The 17,417-nt window shown below is 72.9% G+C and carries 18 protein-coding genes and 2 tRNA genes; 8 read left to right on the forward strand and 12 right to left on the reverse strand.

The window, feature by feature from the left end:
- The first annotated feature begins 57 nt into the window (after positions 1–57).
- From GGQ55_RS04025 to GGQ55_RS04035, 3 genes are read left to right on the forward strand one after another with little or no spacing between them, the layout of a single operon-like run.
- Positions 58–1,449, forward strand: coding sequence for a cystathionine beta-synthase (locus GGQ55_RS04025; RefSeq protein ID WP_179715232.1), 1,392 nt, complete (start codon positions 58–60; stop codon positions 1,447–1,449).
- A complete protein-coding gene (locus tag GGQ55_RS04030; RefSeq protein WP_179715233.1) occupies positions 1,449–2,585 on the forward strand; it encodes a cystathionine gamma-synthase in 1,137 nt (378 codons plus the stop codon). The genes GGQ55_RS04025 and GGQ55_RS04030 overlap by 1 nt, the downstream gene beginning before the upstream one ends.
- 26 nt (positions 2,586–2,611) lie before the next feature.
- A complete protein-coding gene (locus GGQ55_RS04035) occupies positions 2,612–3,121 on the forward strand; it encodes a VOC family protein (protein ID WP_179715234.1) in 510 nt (169 codons plus the stop codon).
- Positions 3,122–3,199: 78 nt separating this feature from the next.
- Here GGQ55_RS04035 and GGQ55_RS04040 read toward each other — a convergent pair whose 3' ends face one another.
- The 5 genes from GGQ55_RS04040 to GGQ55_RS04060 form a co-directional block, all read right to left on the reverse strand.
- On the reverse strand, positions 3,200–3,889 hold the full coding sequence (locus GGQ55_RS04040; RefSeq protein WP_179715235.1) for a TMEM175 family protein: 690 nt from the start codon (positions 3,887–3,889) through the stop codon (positions 3,200–3,202).
- On the reverse strand, positions 3,879–4,157 hold the full coding sequence (locus tag GGQ55_RS04045; protein WP_366488695.1) for a GNAT family N-acetyltransferase: 279 nt from the start codon (positions 4,155–4,157) through the stop codon (positions 3,879–3,881). Before GGQ55_RS04045 ends, GGQ55_RS04040 begins: the two co-directional genes overlap by 11 nt.
- A 50-nt stretch (positions 4,158–4,207) precedes the next feature.
- Positions 4,208–4,399 carry a ferredoxin gene (locus GGQ55_RS04050; RefSeq protein ID WP_179715237.1) on the reverse strand — a complete coding sequence of 64 codons (192 nt, stop codon included), beginning with the start codon at positions 4,397–4,399 and terminating at the stop codon, positions 4,208–4,210.
- Positions 4,396–5,676, reverse strand: a complete 1,281-nt coding sequence (locus GGQ55_RS04055; RefSeq protein WP_179715238.1) for a cytochrome P450 — start codon at positions 5,674–5,676, stop codon at positions 4,396–4,398. The genes GGQ55_RS04050 and GGQ55_RS04055 overlap by 4 nt, the downstream gene beginning before the upstream one ends.
- A 130-nt stretch (positions 5,677–5,806) precedes the next feature.
- Positions 5,807–5,880: transfer RNA gene (locus tag GGQ55_RS04060), tRNA-Met, on the reverse strand.
- A gap of 152 nt (positions 5,881–6,032) precedes the next feature.
- On the opposite strand from GGQ55_RS04060, the gene GGQ55_RS04065 reads away from it, so the two are divergent.
- Complete coding sequence (locus GGQ55_RS04065) at positions 6,033–6,512, forward strand: hypothetical protein (protein ID WP_179715239.1); 480 nt, start codon at positions 6,033–6,035, stop codon at positions 6,510–6,512.
- On the opposite strand, the gene GGQ55_RS04070 is transcribed toward GGQ55_RS04065, so the two are convergent.
- The 4 genes from GGQ55_RS04070 to GGQ55_RS04085 form a co-directional block, all read right to left on the reverse strand.
- Positions 6,509–7,018: a DUF1579 family protein gene (locus tag GGQ55_RS04070; protein WP_179715240.1), complete on the reverse strand. Its 510-nt coding sequence runs from the start codon at positions 7,016–7,018 to the stop codon at positions 6,509–6,511. The two genes, GGQ55_RS04065 and GGQ55_RS04070, sit on opposite strands and share 4 nt — an antisense overlap.
- Positions 7,019–7,119: 101 nt before the next feature.
- Positions 7,120–7,193 (reverse strand) — tRNA-Met (locus GGQ55_RS04075).
- A 66-nt stretch (positions 7,194–7,259) separates the two neighbouring features.
- Complete coding sequence (locus tag GGQ55_RS04080; protein WP_218859746.1) at positions 7,260–10,250, reverse strand: UPF0182 family membrane protein; 2,991 nt, start codon at positions 10,248–10,250, stop codon at positions 7,260–7,262.
- A gap of 197 nt (positions 10,251–10,447) precedes the next feature.
- Positions 10,448–11,470, reverse strand: coding sequence for a YlbL family protein (locus GGQ55_RS04085; RefSeq protein WP_179715242.1), 1,023 nt, complete (start codon positions 11,468–11,470; stop codon positions 10,448–10,450).
- A gap of 95 nt (positions 11,471–11,565) precedes the next feature.
- Between GGQ55_RS04085 and GGQ55_RS04090 the strand changes: the two genes are divergently transcribed.
- A complete protein-coding gene (locus GGQ55_RS04090) occupies positions 11,566–12,960 on the forward strand; it encodes a zinc-dependent metalloprotease (RefSeq protein WP_179715243.1) in 1,395 nt (464 codons plus the stop codon).
- 61 nt (positions 12,961–13,021) lie between these two features.
- On the opposite strand, the gene GGQ55_RS04095 is transcribed toward GGQ55_RS04090, so the two are convergent.
- Positions 13,022–13,675, reverse strand: a complete 654-nt coding sequence (locus GGQ55_RS04095) for a M48 metallopeptidase family protein (protein ID WP_366488698.1) — start codon at positions 13,673–13,675, stop codon at positions 13,022–13,024.
- A gap of 403 nt (positions 13,676–14,078) precedes the next feature.
- Between GGQ55_RS04095 and GGQ55_RS28210 the strand changes: the two genes are divergently transcribed.
- The 3 genes from GGQ55_RS28210 to GGQ55_RS04110 all read left to right on the forward strand — a co-directional run bounded on the left by GGQ55_RS28210 (position 14,079) and on the right by GGQ55_RS04110 (position 16,846).
- Positions 14,079–14,231, forward strand: a complete 153-nt coding sequence (locus GGQ55_RS28210) for a DUF5679 domain-containing protein (protein WP_012950213.1) — start codon at positions 14,079–14,081, stop codon at positions 14,229–14,231.
- 115 nt (positions 14,232–14,346) lie between these two features.
- A complete protein-coding gene (locus GGQ55_RS04105) occupies positions 14,347–15,438 on the forward strand; it encodes a ThiF family adenylyltransferase (RefSeq protein WP_179715244.1) in 1,092 nt (363 codons plus the stop codon).
- Positions 15,439–15,520: 82 nt separating this feature from the next.
- The gene (locus tag GGQ55_RS04110; RefSeq protein ID WP_366488700.1) at positions 15,521–16,846 is read left to right on the forward strand and encodes an ABC1 kinase family protein; all 1,326 of its coding nucleotides are present in this window, start codon (positions 15,521–15,523) and stop codon (positions 16,844–16,846) included.
- 12 nt (positions 16,847–16,858) lie between these two features.
- Here the strand turns inward: GGQ55_RS04110 and GGQ55_RS04115 are convergent, their stop codons facing one another.
- Positions 16,859–17,062, reverse strand: a complete 204-nt coding sequence (locus tag GGQ55_RS04115) for a hypothetical protein (RefSeq protein ID WP_179715246.1) — start codon at positions 17,060–17,062, stop codon at positions 16,859–16,861.
- Positions 17,063–17,192: 130 nt separating this feature from the next.
- The gene (locus GGQ55_RS04120; protein ID WP_179715247.1) at positions 17,193–17,357 is read right to left on the reverse strand and encodes a hypothetical protein; all 165 of its coding nucleotides are present in this window, start codon (positions 17,355–17,357) and stop codon (positions 17,193–17,195) included.
- Positions 17,358–17,417 lie beyond the last annotated feature (60 nt).

Raw genomic sequence — 17,417 nt, forward strand, 5'->3', positions numbered from 1 at the left:
AGTCCCGTCTGATGGGATGTGTCCGACCCCATCGCGCCGCCCGAGGAGGCTGTCGACGTGCAGTACGCCGAGTCCGTCCTGGACCTGATCGGCGGCACCCCGCTGGTCCGGCTGACCAGCGTGACCCGCGAGCTCGGACCCGATGCCCCGCTGGTGCTGGCCAAGGTCGAGTTCACCAACCCCGGCGGCTCGGTCAAGGACCGCATCGCCGTCCGGATGGTCGACGCCGCCGAGCAGGCCGGCCTGCTGAAGCCGGGCGGCACGATCGTCGAGCCGACCAGCGGCAACACCGGCATCGGGCTGGCCCTGGTCGCCCAGCAGCGCGGGTACCGCTGCATCTTCGTCTGCCCCGACAAGGTCGGCCAGGACAAGATCAACGTGCTCAAGGCCTACGGCGCCGAGGTGGCCGTCTGCCCGACCGCCGTCGACCCGGCCGACCCGCGCTCGTACTACTCGGTGTCCGACCGGCTGGCCCGGGAGACGCCCGGCGGCTGGAAGCCCGACCAGTACTCCAACCCGGCCAACCCCCAGTCGCACTACGAGACGACCGGGCCGGAGATCTGGGCGCAGACCGACGGCCGGATCACCCACTTCGTGACCGGCGCGGGCACCGGCGGCACGATCAGCGGCGTCGGCCGCTACCTCAAGGAGGCGTCCGAAGGCCGGGTGCGGGTGATCGGCGCCGACCCGGAAGGCTCGGTCTACTCCGGCGGCACCGGCCGGCCGTACCTGGTCGAGGGCGTCGGGGAGGACTTCTGGCCGGCGACCTACGACAAGTCGGTCGCCGACGAGATCATCGCGGTGTCCGACGGCGACTCCTTCGCGATGACCCGCCGGCTGGCCCGCGAGGAGGGGCTGCTGGTCGGCGGCTCGTGCGGGATGGCGGTCGTCGCCGCGCTGCGGGTCGCCGAGAAGCTCACCAAGGACGACGTCCTGGTCGTGCTGCTGCCCGACGGCGGCCGCGGCTACCTCGGCAAGATCTTCAACGACCAGTGGATGGCCGACTACGGCTTCCTCGAGGCCGCCGGCGGCGAGACGGTCGGCGAGGTGCTGTCGGCGAAGTCCGGCGCGACGCCGACGCTGGTGCACACGCACCCGAACGAGACCGTCCGCGAGGCGATCGACATCCTGCGCGAGTACGGGGTCAGCCAGATGCCGGTGGTCCGCGCCGAGCCGCCGGTCACCGCCGGTGAGGTGGTCGGCTCGGTCGACGAGAAGGTGCTGCTCGACGCGCTGTTCGCCGGCCGGGCCAGCCTGGCCGACCGGGTGGAGCGGCACATGTCCCCGCCCCTGCCGATCATCGGATCGGGCGAGCCGGTCAGCGCCGCGGTGGCCGAGTTCGGCGAGGCCGACGCCCTCGTCGTCCACGTCGACGGCAAGCCGGCCGGCGTGGTCACCCGCCAGGACGTGCTCGGCCACCTCGCCGGCCTCGCGCCTACGGTGGGCTGATGAGCGGCTTCAACACCCGAGCCATCCACGCCGGGCAGGAGCCCGACCCGGCCACCGGTGCGGTGAACGTGCCGGTCCACCTGTCGACGACGTTCAAGCAGGACGGCGTCGGCGGCCTGCGCGGCGGCTACGAGTACAGCCGCAGCGGCAACCCCACCCGGACGGCGCTCCAGGAGGCGCTGGCCGCGCTGGAGCAGGGCGCCGTCGGGCTGACCTTCGCGTCGGGGCTGGCCGCCGAGGACACCCTGCTGCGCACGGTGTGCCTGCCGGGCTCGCACGTCGTCCTGGCCGGCGACGCGTACGGCGGCACGTTCCGGCTGCTGTCGAAGGTGTTCGCCCGCTGGGGCGTCACGCACACGCCGGTGGACCTCGGCGACCTCGACGCCGTCCGCGCCGCCGTCGTCCCGGAGACCCGGGTGGTCTGGTGCGAGACGCCGACCAACCCGCTGCTCAACATCGCCGACATCGCCGGGCTGGCGTCGGTCGCGCACGACGCCGGCGCGCTGCTGGTCGTCGACAACACGTTCGCCTCGCCGTACCTGCAGCAGCCGCTGACGCTGGGTGCCGACGTCGTCGTCCACTCGACGACGAAGTACCTGGGCGGGCACTCCGACGTGGTCGGCGGCGCGCTGGTGGTGGCCGACGCCGGGCTGGCCGAGGAGCTCGCGTTCCACCAGAACGCGATGGGCGCGGTCAACGGGGCGTTCGACGCGTGGCTGACGCTGCGCGGCGTCAAGACCCTCGGCGTGCGCATGGACCGGCACTGTGCCAACGCGGCGGCCGTGGCCGAGTTCCTGCAGCGGCACGACGCGGTGTCCGCCGTCCTCTACCCGGGGCTGCCCGACCACCCAGGGCACGACCTCGCGGTCAAGCAGATGTCCGGCTTCGGCGGCATGGTCTCCTTCCGGCTCGCCGCCGGTGAGGAGGTCGCCCTGAAGGTGTGCGAGCGGGCGCAGCTGTTCACGCTGGCCGAGTCCCTCGGCGGCGTCGAGTCGCTTATCGAGCACCCGGGCCGGATGACCCATGCGTCGGCGGCCGGGTCGCCACTGGAGGTGCCCGGCGACCTGGTGCGGCTCTCGGTCGGCATCGAGGACGCCGACGACCTGCTCGCCGACCTCGAGCAGGCGCTGGCGTAGCCGCCGCGACCGAGGATGATCAGGGCATGACGACGACCGCCGACGGCCGCGACCTCGCCGCTCTCGAGGCCGAACGCGCCCGGATCCGCGACGCCCACCTCAAGCCGGCCGGCCAGCGGGCGGGGTCGACCGCACGCGGCCTGCACCACACGGCGCTGATCAGCAGCGACGTCGAGCGGACCGTGCGCTTCTACCAGGACGTGCTCGGCTTCCCGCTGACCGAGCTGATCGAGAACCGCGACTACCCCGGGTCGTCGCACTTCTTCTTCGACATCGGCAACGGCAACCTGCTCGCCTTCTTCGACTTCCCGGGCCTCGACGTCGGCCCGTACGCCGAGGTGCTCGGCGGGCTGCACCACATGGCGATCAGCGTCGATCCGGACCGCTGGCAGGAGCTGGTCGGGCGGCTGGAAGAGGCGGGCGTCGCGCACGAGGTGCACAGCGGCGTCTCGGTCTACTTCCGCGACCCCGACGGCGCCCGCATCGAGCTCATCGCCGATCCGCTCGGCGAGATGTACGGCACCAAGGTCCTCTGAAGCGCGTACCGCGGAACCTGAGCCGGGTGAGCGTCTCCTTCGCCGCGTCGTGGCGCGGCGAAGGAGACGGTGGACCGGCTAGGCATCGCCGGCGGGTGCATCGCCGCGTCGCCGGCCGCGGCCCCGCGCGGGGCGACGTCCACCGTCCGGCCGGCGCACCGGGACCATCAGGCCGAACGCGATCACCAGGTAGCCGAACACGGCCGCGATCGGCGCGAACAGCCCGACGACCACCAGGACCACGTACCCGCCGCCGCCAGGGGTGAGCCGCCGGGTGAGCACGCGCGCCTCGTACTCGGACATGTCGTCGGCCACCAACTTGTGATTGACCGCGTAGATCCAGACGACGGCGAGCATCGTCCCCACGGCCAGCAGGGTCAGACCGTAGATCGTGGCGGCCACCCGCTCGGGACCGGACTCGCCGATGTAGCTCGCCAGCAGCTTCGTGGGGAACGGCAGGAACGACACCACCAGGAGCAGCAGCAGGTTGAGCCGCACGAACACCGCGTCGACCTCGTCCAGGTACTCGGTGATCGTCGAGTGCGACAGCCAGGTGGCGCCGATGGTGGCGAAGCTGACCACGTAGGCCAGGTACGACGGCCACTGGGCGAGGAAGGCGTGCAGCAGGTCGTCGCCGGCGTCCTCCGGCACGGAGATCTCCAGGACCAGCAGGGTGATCGCGATGGCGAACACGCCGTCGCTGAACGCCTCCAGCCGGCGGGGGGACAGCCGCCGCCGCTCGCCGCCCTCCCCCGGGTCAGCCGTCACCGTGCAGCACGAGGTCGGCGTAGTCCGGGTGCCGCTCGATCCAGCCGCGGACGAACGGGCACTGCGCGATGATCTTCCCGCCCTTGGCCCGGACGTCGTCCAGCGCCGCCCGCACGAGGGTGCTGCCCAGCCCGGAGCGCCCCTCGTCGGGGTTCACCTCGGTGTGGGTGAAGACCAGGACGTCGCCGCGCCGGTGGTAGGCCGCGATCCCGAGCAGGCGGTCGCCGTCGCGGATCTCGTACCGGTCGTCGTCCGGGGCATCGCTCACGGTGGGCTCCATGCGCCCATCCAACCCGAGCGCCGTCGAACCGATTCCGGTCAGTCCACCAGCCGCAGGGCCCGGGTCGGGCAGGCCTGGACGGCGTTGCGCACGTCGGGCAGGAGGGCGTCGTCCGGCTCCGCGGTCAGGACGACGAGCTCGCCGTCGTCCCCCACCTCGAAGACGTCGGGCGCCATCGCCTCGCAGCCGCCGGTGCTCGCGCAGCGGTCGCGGTCGACCTCGACCCTCACCGGACCCCCGTCAGCCGCGCAGGCAGCCGCTTGAGGCCGTTGACGAAGGAGTTGCGCAGCCGCTCCGGCTCGCCGCAGACCTCCAGGTCGGGCAGCTTGTCGAACAGCGTGCGGAAGGCCACCCCGAGCTCGCGGCGGGCCAGGTGGGCGCCCAGGCAGAAGTGCGGCCCGTGCGCGCCGAAGCCGACGTGCGGGTTGGGGGCGCGGCCCAGGTCGAACACGTGCGGGTCGGCGAAGACCTCGGGATCGCGGTTGGCCGCCCCGTAGAACAGGATCAGCTTGTCGCCGGCCTGCACCGGGCGGCCGTTGACGTCGGTGTCCTGGGTCGCGGTGCGGCGCATCCAGGTGACCGGGCTGACCCAGCGCACGATCTCCTCGACCGCGGTCGGCGTGAGCGAGGGGTCGGCGGCCCAGCGGGCGCGCTGCTCGGGGTGCTCGTGCAGGGCGAGGATGCCCTGGCTGATCGCCGTCCGGGTCGTCTCGTTGCCGGCGACGCAGAGCAGGATGAAGAACGACGCGATCTCCTGGTGGGTCAGCTTCTCGCCGTCGACCTCGGAGTTGACCAGCGCCGTCGTGAGATCGTCGCGCGGGTTCTCGGCGCGCTCGGCGGCCAGCCGGTTCATCAGGTCCGAGAGCATGCCGCCGGCCTCGAGGAACTGCGTGAGGATCTCGTTCTCGTCGGCGATCAGGTCCGGGTCGCCGCCGGACAGGATGATCGTCGACTTCTCCAGGACCATCTGCCGGTCCTCGGCGGGGATGCCCATCATGTCGCAGATGACCCACAGCGGGATCGGCGCGGCGAAGTCGGCGACGACGTCGATGGTGCCGTCGCCCGCCTCGGCCTTGCGGCGCGCCTCGGCCGCGACCTCGTCGGCGATCTGCTGCACGGACTCGACCAGCCGCTCGAGCATGCGGGGCGTGAAGGTCTTGGCGACGATCCGGCGGATCTTGGCGTGCCGGGGGTCGTCCATGCTGATCATCGAGCCGTAGAACTCGTTGAGCTCCGGCGGCATGTCGGGGATCGACACGGCGCCCTGCCCCGAGCAGAACAGCGCCGGCTGGGAGCTGATCGTCTCGACGTCGGCGTGCCGGGTGACCGCGTAGTAGCCGGGACCGGCCGGGATGAGCGGCACCTCCGGCTCGGCGTAGAAGGCGAACGGCCGCTCGCGGCGCAGCGCGTCGAACACGGCGTGCCGCTCGGCCGGCGGGCGTCCCCAGAAGTCGCGGTCGGAGAGGTCGACGGCGTCGAGGTCGATCGCGGCGGCGTCCAGGCTCACGGGGTCCTCCAGCAGAACGGTCAGCGGTGACCGTTCCCACGCTAGGGCCCCGGTGACGGAGGACACAATGCCGACCCGCCTATGAAAACAACGAGGCCCGGTGCGTGGTCGCACCGGGCCTCGTCCGTAGTAGCGGGGACAGGATTCGAACCTGTGACCTCTGGGTTATGAGCCCAGCGAGCTACCGAGCTGCTCCACCCCGCGGCGGTTCCTCCACCGTACACGGCCGCCGCGGACGGGCCGCCGGCGCCCCGGGGACGAGCACCGTGTGACGGCTGGGGGCTGGCGTGACGGAGCAGTCTCGGGCGACGCGCGCCTGCCCGGGCGTGCCCGGTCGGCGACCTACAGTCGCGACCGTGACTGGGGGCGAGGCGACGAGCGCGTTCGCCGGGGAACCCCAACCGGTGGACATCCACCACCGCGGCGTCTGGTACTCCGGCGAGCTGCTGGGTTGGCGGTTCGACGACGACGGCCGGGCCATGGCCCGCGTCCGGTGCGTCGTCGACGGCCTGCGGCACTCGACGTGGAAGGAGCTGGCCGAGCTCCGCCTGCCCGAGCCGGGTGTGATCAACGATCCGGCGCGCGTGCCGGCGCAGGCGAGGAGGCATCCCGCCCAGCCGGTCGGCACGCCGGTCGTGCAGTGGGCGGCGATCGGGCGGCACGAGGCCGCGGCGCCGTCCTGGACCCCCGACCGCCTCCCCCAGCCGCCGTTCGAGGACGACGACACCCGCCCGCACGCGCTGCTGCTCGATCGCGACCTGCCCCGCCGGCCGCCGGTCCCCCGGCCCGCCGTCCGCCCCCGGCAGACCGCACCCGACCGGGCGCACCGCTCCTAGGTGCGGGTCATCCGGTAGGTCTCGACCAGCGTCCACGGGCCGCCGTCGATCGAGCGCTGGTTGGACCAGATCGCCACGTCGGGATCGGTGCGGTCCCAGACCAGGCGGAGCCGGACGGGGCCGTCGCCGAGGGTCTCGTAGACGAGGCGGTCGCCGTCGATCCGGCCGCGCAGCACGTCGGCGTGGCCGTAGTTGTCCGCCAGGGCGGCCCGGTACTCCTGCGCGTCGGCGTCCCAGCCGGTGACCCAGTGCAGCCGCCAGGTGAGCACGTAGGTCCCGTCGTCGAGGAACTGGTCCTGCCGGTAGTCCCCGACGATCCACAACCCGTCGTGCAGGCGGGTGTGGGTGCCGCGCCCGCGCGCGGTCATGGCCGGAGTGCCCGGCCCCATGCCGCCCGCCTCGATGGTGCCGGTCCAGGTCACGTCGGCGTAGAAGCGCGCGAGCTCGGCCATCTCCGGGCCGGCCTCGCGCGGCCGGGGCACCGTCGCGATCAGGGAGCCGCTCATGGGCCCAGGCTTCCCCCGACGCGACCCCGCACGGCAGGGGCGAGCGCCCCGCTGCTGAAAGCAGAAGGACCCCGGCCGATCGGGCCGGGGTCCTTCGTTCGTAGCGGGGGCAGGATTCGAACCTGCGACCTCTGGGTTATGAGCCCAGCGAGCTACCGAGCTGCTCCACCCCGCGTCGGTGAACACGAGGTTACCACGGTTCCGGATGGGGAGAGCCGGGCCCTCCCCATCCGGAGGGACGTCAGCCGGTGGGCGACGCCGACGTGGGTGCCGCGCCGGCCGGCGAGGACGAGGCCGCCGCCGACTTGGCCGCCTGGTACTCCGCGACCGCCTTCTGCAGATCCGACAGCGCCTGCCCCTGGGCCGCGAAGTCGCCGCTGCGCTGCGCGGCCGCGAGCGCGTCCAAGGCCGCGTTGAGATCGCTGACCGCCTTGTCCAGCGCGGGGTTGGACCCCCCGCTGTCGGACGGCGGGCTGGTCGTGGGCGACGGCGACGTGGTCTCCGGCGACGGGGTGGACCCGCCGTCCGAACCGCTGCTGCCGCTGTCGCTGGCCGACTGCCCCGCCCCCGCTCCGAAGACCTGGTCGAGCGCCTCGGCGAGCGTGCTGGCGTAGCCGACCTGCCCGCCGTAGTTGACGAGCACCCGCTGCAGGAGCGGGAACGAGCTCGTGCTGGTGCCCCGGATGTAGAGGGGTTCGACGTAGAGCAGACCGTTGTTGCCGATCGGCAACGTCAGCAGGTTGCCGAACACCGGTTTGCTCCCGGCGCCGTCGAACAGGTTGAGGTCGGCGCTGACCCGCGGATCTGTGCGGAAGGAGTTCTGCACCTGCTGCGGACCGCGGAACGGCGTGTTTCCCGGCAGGGTCAGCACCTCGATCTGGCCGTAGTTGTGCGGATCGCTCGACGCGGAGATGAACGCCGACAGGTTCGACCGGCGGAAGGCGTTGAGCGCGCTGGTCAGCTGGAACGACGCCGTCTCGTCACCCGGCCGCTGGGCGAGGATGTAGTACGGGGGCTGGGGGTCCTGCGTCGGCTCCTGCGTCGGGTCGTCGGGCACCTGCCAGCGGTCGTTCTGGCTGTAGAAGTCGCCCGGGTCGCTGACGTGGTAGCGGGTGAGGATGTCCCGCTGGAGCTTGAACAGGTCCTCCGGGTAGCGCACGTGGCTGACCAGCTCGTCGCTCATGTCCTTCTTGGGCTTGACGATCCCCGGGAAGGCCTTCTCGTAGGTCTTGAGGACCGGGTCCTTCTCGTCCCACGCGTAGAGGGTCACCGTGCCGTCGTAGGCGTCGACGGTGGCCTTGACCGAGTTGCGGACGTAGTTGAACTGCTCGTCGGGCAGCGCGCTCGTGCCCGTCCCGGTCAGCGAGTCCTGCGCCGCCTGGCCGAGCTGCATGCGCTCGGCGTAGGGGTAGGAGTCCGACGTCGTGTAGCCGTCGAGGATCCACGTCACCCGGCCGTCGATCACCGCGGGGTACGGGTCGCCGTCCACCTTGAGGAACGGCGCCGCCTTCTCGACCCGCTCGCGGGGATCGCGGACGTAGAGCACCTTCGAGTCGTCGTTGACCGCGCTGGAGAGCAGGAAGTTGCGCTCCCGGTAGTAGATGGCGAAGGTCAGCCGGCGGAAGAAGCTGCCGATCGCGACGCCACCCTTGCCGTCGTAGGTGTTGTTCACCTGGCCGCCGCTGTCGGACCCGCTCTCGGGGCGGTCGAACTCGCGCGGCGCGGCGTTCTTGGGCGCGCCGACGACCGAGTAGTTGTCGCCCATCAGCTCGCCGTAGTAGATCCGGGCGCCGTTCTCGCTGACGTCGATGTTGCCGGTCGTGGGCAGGTCACCCGTGGTGAAGTTCGGCTCGCCGCCCTCCTGGGCGGCCACGACCTGGTTGGCCGGTGCGGCGACGAAGCCGTTGCCGTGGGTGTAGACGGTGTGCCGGTTGATCCAGTTGTCCTGGTTCTCCGACAGGTTGTTGCTGTCCAGTTCCCGGACGGCGACGACGTAGTCGCGGGTCACCCCGTTGATCGTGTACCGGTCGATGTCCAGCTTCTGCGGGAAGCCGTAGATGTTGCGGATCTGCTGGCGCGCGGTGAACGTGTCGGAGAGGACGTTGGGGTCCAGCAGCCGGGCGTTCGGGATCGTGTTGGTGTCGCTGCGCAGGTCCTGGAGCGCCGCGTTGGGGTCGACGGTGTCGCCGTTCGCGTCCTGCGCGTACTTCACGTAGTCGATGTTGGACAGGCCATAGGCCTCGCGCGTCGCCGCGATCGCCCGCTCGATGTAGGGCGCCTCCTTCTGGTTGGCGCTGGGCTTGACGACGAACTGCTGCACGATCGCCGGGTAGGCCACGCCGATGACCAGGCTGGAGATGAGCAGCAGGACCAGCGCCGCGGCCGGCAGCAGGAAGTTGCGGAAGAAGATGTTCGCGAAGAACGCGATCGCGCAGACGATCGCGACGGCGGTGAGGATCCCCTTGGGCACGAGCAGCGCGTTGACGTCGGTGTAGCTGGCGCCGGTGAAGACGTCGCCGCGGTCGGAGTAGACCAGGCCGTAGCGGTCCAGCCAGTAGGCGACCGCCTTGAGCGCGACGAACAGGCCGAGCAGCACCGAGATCTGCACGCGGGCCGCGCCGGTCAGCTTCTGGCCCGGGGTCTGCAGCCGCAGCCCCCCGAAGATGTAGTGGGTGAGCAGCGAGCCGATCAGCGCGAGCAGCACGATCGCGAAGGCGAAGCCCAGCACCAGCCGCCAGAACGGGTAGTCGAACACGAAGAACGACACGTCGAGACCGAACTGCGCGTCCTTCTTGCCGAAGTCCGTGGAGTTCTTGAAGGTCAGCCAGGTGTCCCAGCTGCCCTGCGCGGTGAACCCGGCGAACAGGCCGAGGATGATCCCGACGATCGAGAGCACCAGCGTGCGCCGCGGCTCGAGCGACTGCCGGTAGCGCTCGAGGTTCTGCTGCTCCAGCGACATCGGCCGGAACGTGGGCCGGAACCGGTAGGCCAGGTAGATCGAGAGCGCGACCAGGCCACCGGTGGCGACGCCGGCGACGGCGAACAGCAGAGCCCTGGTCTGCAGTTCGGTCCAGAAGACCTCGGTGTAGTGCGTCTCGTCGAACCAGAGGTAGTCGACGTAGATGTTGGTGAGCGTCCCGATGGCCGTGAACAGCACGAGCAGGACGGCGATGGCCCCGATGACCAGCTTCGCGCGACGCGAGAGCGTGGGCACCGACACGGGGGGCCGCATGGCCACGAGCGGTCTCCTTCTGGTTCCAGGGCGGCCCGGGTCGTGGCGCACGATCCGGGACGGGGCCTGTGTCTCAGTTCTGAGTCATCTCAGGACAACGCACCGGACCGCGCGGGGTTCCCTCGCCGTCCGGCGGTCGCGCACAGCTTCTCCCACGCGGGCGCGAAGCGGTGCGGCGGCATACCGGAGCGGTCGGCTCAGCAGGTGGCCGGGGTCCGGCCGGCCCGCACGTCGGCGAGCGCGGTGAGGGCGTCGTCCAGGTCGGAGACCTTCGCCAGCGGCAGGTTCGGCTGCGGGGCCTGCAGCGCCTCGGCGCAGTTGTCGGCCGGGACGAGGAACACCTCGGCGCCGATGTCGTGCGCGGCGACCATCTTCAGCTGGATGCCGCCGATCGGGCCGACGGTGCCGTCGGGGTCGATGGTGCCGGTGCCGGCGATCACCTTGCCGTCGGTCAGGTCCTGGTCCCCGACCAGGTCGAGGATGCCGAGGGTCAGCATCAGCCCGGCCGAGGGGCCGCCGACGTCCTGCACCTCGATGTCGACGTCGAACGGCGCGGACGGCGTCTCGCGGACCAGGACGCCGAGCAGCGAGCCCTTGCGGTCGGTGGCCGGCTTGGTGGTGATCGTCGCGGTCCCCGGCTCGCCGAGGCGGGTGTAGGAGACCTGGATCGTCGTCCCGCCGGGGATCGACGTCAGAACCGAGTCGAGGGTGTCGGTGTCGGGCGTGGGCCGGCCGTCGATCGCCTCGATCGCGTCGTCCTCCTGCAGCTGGCCCTTCGACGGCGAGTCGTCGGACAGGCCCTGGACGACGACCTTGTCCGGGTAGCCGAGGTGCCCGAGCGCGGCGCTCTGCGCCGCCTGCTCGGAGGTGAGGAACGCCTGGCGGTTCTGCTGCTGGGTCTCCTGCTCGGTCTGGTCCGGCGGGTACACCGACTCCTCTGGGACGACGCTGACCTCGTCGTCGAACCAGCCGCGGACCGCCTCGACCAGGGAGAGCCCGGCCCGGCTGACCCCGACGGTGGTCAGGTTCAGGTTGCCCTTGACCTCGTTCCGGTCCCGGCCCTTGACGCTGATGATCGGCGTGCCGTGGATGTCGCCGAGCGTGTTGTACGTGGGCCCGGGCACCTCCGCCACGTACGGCACGGGCACGGCCGCACCGAGCAGGCCGAAGAGCACCAGCAGGACGGCACCGACGACCACCACGGCGCTGCGACGAGTCACGTCGCGCGAGGATACGGCGGGATCCTTCGACGAGCGTCCGCTGAGAGCGGACGCGCAGGACCGCCGGGGGAAGATCACGCGTCTACCGTGGGGGTATGAGCGATCTGCCGTTCGGCTTCGGGCTCCCCGACCGCGACGACGAGGGCCAGGACAAGGATCCCGCGCGTCGTGGCCAGCCCGCGGACCCCTTCGGGTTCGGCGCGCTCTTCGGCGGCGCCGGGGCCGGCGCCGGCAACCCGGAGGAACTGCTGGCCAAGATGCCGCTGTTCGCCGAGCTCCAGAAGCTCATGAACTGGTCCGGCGGACCGGTGAACTGGGACCTCGCCCGGCAGGGCGCGATCAGCCAGCTCGCCGCCGGCCACCAGCCGACGTCGGAGGCCGAGCGGGCCGCCGTCGCCGAGGCGCTGCGGCTGGCCGACCTCTGGCTGGACCAGGCCACCGACCTGCCCTCCGGCGTCGACCGGGCGCTGGCCTGGTCGCGGGTGGAGTGGGTCGAGCAGACGCTGCCCGCCTGGAGCGCGCTCATCGACCCGCTGGCCGAGCGGGTGGTCGCTGCGATGACCAGCGCGCTGCCGCAGGAAGCGGCCAGCATGATGGGCCCGATCGCCGGGATGATGGGCCGGATGGGCGGCATGATGTTCGGCGCCCAGGTCGGCCAGGCCCTCGGCAAGCTCGCCGACGAGGTGCTGACCAGCACCGAGGTCGGCCTCCCGCTCGCGCCGTCGGGCGCCGGCGTCCTCGTGCCGCAGAACGTCGAGGAGTTCGCGGCCGGTCTCGACCGCCCGATCGACGAGGTCCGGCTGTTCCTCGCGCTGCGCGAGGCGGCGTCCCAGCGGCTGTTCGCCCACGTGCCGTGGCTGCGCCAGCAGCTCACCGACGCCGTGCACGCCTACGCGCGCGGCATCACCGTCGACCGCGACGCGATCGAGCGCGGCATCGCCGAGGCGATGGGCGGCATGGAGGGCGGGATCGACCCGAGCGACCCGGAGACGCTGCAGCGGCTGCTGCCCGCGCTCGAGCCGGAGGAGACCCCCGAGCAGCAGATGGCGCTGCGCCGGCTGGAGACCCTGCTGGCGCTGGTCGAGGGCTGGGTCGACACCGTCGTCGCGGCGGCCGCCTCGCAGCGACTGCCCGGGTACGCCGCCCTCGCCGAGACGATGCGCCGCCGCCGGGCCTCGGGTGGTCCGGCCGAGCAGACCTTCGCCACCCTCGTCGGGCTGCAGCTGCGGCCGCGCCGGCTGCGCGACGCGGCGACCGTCTGGGCCGCCATGGGCCAGCAGCGCGGGCCCGAGGAGCGCGACCGGCTCTGGTCGCACCCCGACCTGCTGCCCACCTCCGAGGACCTCGACGAGCCGATGGACTTCGTCGCGCGTCAGGGGATGGACGACGAGCTGTCGGCGCTCACCGCCGAGGAGCCGCCGGCGAAGCCGGACGACGAAGACAAGCCGGACGACAAGCCGGACGACGAGGCCGGCCCCTCCCCAGCGTGATGGAACGGCCCCCTGCAGGGGCCCGCCGCGAGCTTGCGAGCGGTGGGGGGCAGGGGGTCCTTCAATCGATGAGGTCGGCGCCGTCGCCCATGTGGCCGGCGGCGTTGGCCAGCTCGACGCCCTCCAGGAACCCGCGGGCGCGCTCGGCCTTCGGGTAGCGGGCAACCGTCGCCCAGAAGCGCTCGTCGTGGCCGGGCTCGAGCAGGTGCACCAGCTCGTGCACGAGGACGTAGTCGACGACGTACTCCGGCATGGTCTGCAGCCGGCTGGACAGGCGGATGCTGCCGTCGGCCGGCGTGCACGAGCCCCAGCGGCGGTGCTGGTTGTCCACCCAGCGGACGCTGGCCGGCTCCGCGGCGCCTTCGAGGTAGGCGGCCGACAGCGCGCGGGCCCGGGCCATCAGCTCGCCGTCGCCGCCGAGGGACCGCTTGCGCCGCTCCTCACGGGTCTGCAGCTTGGCCACCATCTGCGCCACCCACCGCCGCTCCTCCGCCGGGCTGAACGCCGCCGGGATGAGGACGACGGTGCGGCCCAGCTCGCGGTAGGCGGTCACCGTGCGCCGGCGGCGGGCACTGCGCCGGACCTCGACGTCGGCCGGCAGCTCCGCGGGCGTGCCCTTGCCGCCCCGGCCGCGGGCAGCGGGGATCGCCCGGCCGCCCGGTCGGACGACCGGCGGGACGGAGCTGTCGGGAACGTCGGGAGTCGAGCCGGGCACGAAGGCACCGTATCCAGCGACGGCCGGTTGCGCGCGCACGACGACACCCGGTCGGGTGCGGTTCGTCCGACCGGTGGACATCGCGGCGCCCCGACTCGCCCGATGGGCTGGAACCGGCGTCGTTCCACAACCCCGGCGCCAGATGTCCGCGCTGGTGGGAGGGGCGTTCGTCGACCGGCAGCTCCGTTCTCGGCGGGTCGTCGTCCCGAGGTTCCACACAGGGACACGCCGACCCGTCCCCACCCGGTCCACAGGTTTGTCCACAGATCGTGGACAACCCTGGACGGCGGGTCACGGACGCGCGCTGCCCCCGCCGCGACGAGCGGCCCCGTGCGCCCGAGTAGCGTGCCCGCAATGGCGCCCCGGCGCGCCAGTGAGTCGCTGTCGAGACCGAGGAGAGACCGTGGCGGAGAGCTACAACGGCTACTGCGTGAAGTGCAAGGAGAAGCGCGACTTCGATGGCGAGGTCAAGGTCAGCGAGTCCGGTCGCCGGATGGCGCAGGGCACCTGCCCCGTCTGCGGCACCAAGATGAACCGGATCCTCGGCAAGGCCTGATCCGCTCGATCGCCTCGACGGCGGCGCCCGCATCCGCGGGGCGCCGCCGTCGTCGTTTCCGGCCCCTGTGGACGACGGCGACGATCACCGGCCCGTCGCTGCGACGCTGCCTGTCGTGAGCGACCTGGCCCATCCCCTCCTCCCCCGATCCGTCCCGCTGCTGGCCGACGGCACCGGCGCGCTGCAGGTGGGTGGCGTCGACACCGCCGACGGCGTCCGCGTGCTCCCCGGGGACGACGGGGTCCGGAACCTGCTGAGAGGGCTCGACGGCCGGCGCAGCGAACGCGCCGTGGTGGCCGACGCCGCCCGCGAGGGGCTCCCGCCCGCCGCCGTCCGTTCGCTGCTGCACGGGCTGCGCTCGGCCGGGCTGCTGCTCGACGTCGAGCCGGCCGACCTGCTCGCCGCCGATGCCGGGCCGGCCGCCCAGGCGCGCACCGCGGCCGAGCTGCCCGCCGCGGCGGCCGGCGCCGGGACCGGCTGGCGGGGGCGGCGCTCGGCCGCGGTCGTCGTGGAGGGGGCCACCCGCGTCGGGACCCCGCTGGCGGCCGTCCTGGCGGCCAGCGGGATCGGGCGGGTGTCGGTCCGGGACACCGGCCTCACCGCCGCGGCCGACGCGGTGGTCGGTGGGCTGACCGCCGCCGACGAGGGCCGCCCGCGCTCTCTCGCGGCCGCCGACGCGGTCCGCCGGGCAAGCCCGCTGACCGACCTGCGGCCGCTGCCGCACGGTGCCGGGGCCGACGTCGTCGTCCTGGCCCGGCCGTGGGCGGCCTCCGACCCGCTGGTCGCCGGACTGCAGCGGGCCGGCGTCCCGCACCTCGTCGCGACGGTGCGCGGGCAGACCGGCGTCGTGGGCCCGTTCGTCGTCCCGGGGTCGACCAGCTGCCTGCGCTGCGCCGACCTGCACCGGCGCGACGCCGATCCCCGGTGGCCGGGCTTCGCCGCGCAGCTCACGGCCGGCGAGGCGCCGCCGAGCGGCGCCACGGTGACCTGCCTGCTCACCGCGGTGACCGCGGCGGTGCAGGTGCTGGCGTTCCTGGACGGCGCGAGCGCGCCCGCGGCGGTCGGGGCGACGCTGGAGTTCTCCCCGCCCCAGCTGCTGCCCCGCGTGCGCCGGTGGCCGGTCCACCCCGGTTGCGGCTGCGGCGCTCTTTCGGATGACGCACCGGAGGAGTCCGTCGGCGCCCGCGCGGCCGGGCAGGGACAATGACACAGTGAGCGCGCGGGCCGGGCTCACCCATGGCCCCGCGACGCCGCAGAATGCGGCAGACCAGCGCCGGCGAGGAGTGTGTGTGAGCGACGACGGACGGGGGATCCCGAGGGGATCGGTCTCGCGGACCGCTCGCCTGGCGTCCCTTCCGCTGGGCGCCGCGGGTCGCGCCACGCTCGGCATCGGCAAGCGCCTGTCCGGCCGGCCGGCCGACGCGGTGACCGCGGAGCTGCAGCAGCGCACCGCCGAGCAGCTGTTCGCCGTCCTGGGGCAGCTCAAGGGCGGCGCGATGAAGCTGGGCCAGACGCTCTCGGTCTTCGAGGCGGCGGTGCCCGACGAGGTCGCCGCGCCCTACCGCGAGGCCCTGGTCAAGCTGCAGGAAGAGGCACCGCCGATGCCGGTGCGCACCGTGCACGCGGTGCTCGCCCAGCAGCTCGGCGGCAGGTGGCGGGACCGGTTCAAGGACTTCGACGACGCACCGGCGGCCGCCGCGAGCATCGGGCAGGTGCACCGCGCCACCTGGCGCGACGGGCGGGACGTCGCGGTCAAGATCCAGTACCCGGGCGCCGCGACCGCGCTGATGGCCGACCTCAACCAGCTCGCCCGGTTCGCCCGGGTCTTCGCCGCGCTGTTCCCCGGCATGGACGTCAAGCCGCTCATCGCCGAGCTCAAGGCCCGCGTCGTGGAGGAGCTCGACTACGGGCTGGAGGCCGACGCGCAGCGCCAGTTCGCCGCGGCCTACGTCGGCGACGAGCAGATCGTCGTCCCGCGGGTGGTGGCCAGCGCGCCGAAGGTGATCGTCTCGGAGTGGCTGGAGGGCACCCCGCTGTCGCGGGTCATCTCCTCCGGCTCCCGGGAGGAGCGCGACCGGGCCGGCTACCTGCTCGCCGTCCTGCACTTCTCCGGTCCCGAGCGGGCGGGGCTGCTGCACGCCGACCCGCACCCGGGCAACTTCCGGCTCCTCGACGACGGCCGGCTCGGCGTCATCGACTTCGGCGCGACCGCGCGGCTGCCCGACGGGCACCCCGAGCCGATCGGCCGGCTGCTGCGCTGGGCGCTGGCCGGCCGGGCCGACGAGGTGCTCGCCGACCTGCGCGTCGAGGGCTTCGTGCGGACCGGCGTCGAGGTCGACGCCGAGGCGGTGCTGAACTACCTGCGGCCGCTGCTGGAGCCGATCGAGACCGACTCCTTCCACTTCACCCGCGCGTGGATGCAGGAGCAGGCGGCCCGGATCGCCGATCCGCGCAACGAGGCCAGCCGGCTCGGCCGCCAGCTCAACCTGCCGCCGGCGTACCTGCTCATCCACCGCGTGACGATCGGGTCGATCGGGGTGCTCTGCCAGCTCGACTCGGCGGGCGACTTCCGCAGCGTCCTGGCGGAGTGGCTGCCCGGCTTCGTGGAGAAGTAGCGCGGGCCGTCCCTAGGGATCGAGCCGTGCCTCCAGGTCGCGGACGTGGCGGCGGGCGCAGTCGGGGCAGTGCATCGTCAGCTGCTCCTGCTCGGCGGTGCGCGGGGCGTCGCTGCCGACCGGCCGCGGCAGCCGGCTCACCGACCAGCCGGTGACGACGTCGGCGGCGGCGCCGGTGCGACCGCACCCGGCGCAGCTGAGCTCCTCGGGGACCACGTCCCCACCCTGCCAAGCGCGGGCCGCCGCGGGAAGCAGGCGAAGGGGCCGGGTCCTGGACGCACCGGGAGCGTCCAGGGCCCGGCCCCGGAGGATGGCAGAAGTCGCGACTTCTGCCGTTCGGATGCCGTCAGCGGACGGCGGCGCTGGCCCGGGCGGCGCGCCGCGACGCGGATTCCGCGCGGCGGGCCCACCGACGGGCGGCACGTGCCCGACGCGCGCGGGCGTGCGCGTCGGCGTCGGCCCGCAGGTCACTGAGATGACTGCGGACCAGGCTCTGCTCGATGTAGCTCATGATCGTTCCTTCTGTCTCGAGTCCCGCAGCGCCGGACGGCGGACGGGAAAAGTTCTGCGG

Origin of the sequence: Petropleomorpha daqingensis (assembly GCF_013408985.1) — a bacterium.
Taxonomy (GTDB): Bacteria; Actinomycetota; Actinomycetes; order Mycobacteriales; family Geodermatophilaceae; genus Petropleomorpha; species Petropleomorpha daqingensis.

Excerpts from the sequence above, each read along its gene's own strand:
- GGQ55_RS04030 (WP_179715233.1), top strand. The coding sequence starts at position 1,449 with ATGAGCGGCTTCAACACCCGAGCCATCCACGCCGGGCAGGAGCCCGAC.
- GGQ55_RS04035 (WP_179715234.1), top strand. The coding sequence starts at position 2,612 with ATGACGACGACCGCCGACGGCCGCGACCTCGCCGCTCTCGAGGCCGAA.
- GGQ55_RS04070 (WP_179715240.1), bottom strand. The coding sequence starts at position 7,018 with ATGAGCGGCTCCCTGATCGCGACGGTGCCCCGGCCGCGCGAGGCCGGC.
- GGQ55_RS04080 (WP_218859746.1), bottom strand. The coding sequence starts at position 10,250 with ATGCGGCCCCCCGTGTCGGTGCCCACGCTCTCGCGTCGCGCGAAGCTG.
- GGQ55_RS04090 (WP_179715243.1), top strand. The coding sequence starts at position 11,566 with ATGAGCGATCTGCCGTTCGGCTTCGGGCTCCCCGACCGCGACGACGAG.
- GGQ55_RS04120 (WP_179715247.1), bottom strand. The coding sequence starts at position 17,357 with ATGAGCTACATCGAGCAGAGCCTGGTCCGCAGTCATCTCAGTGACCTG.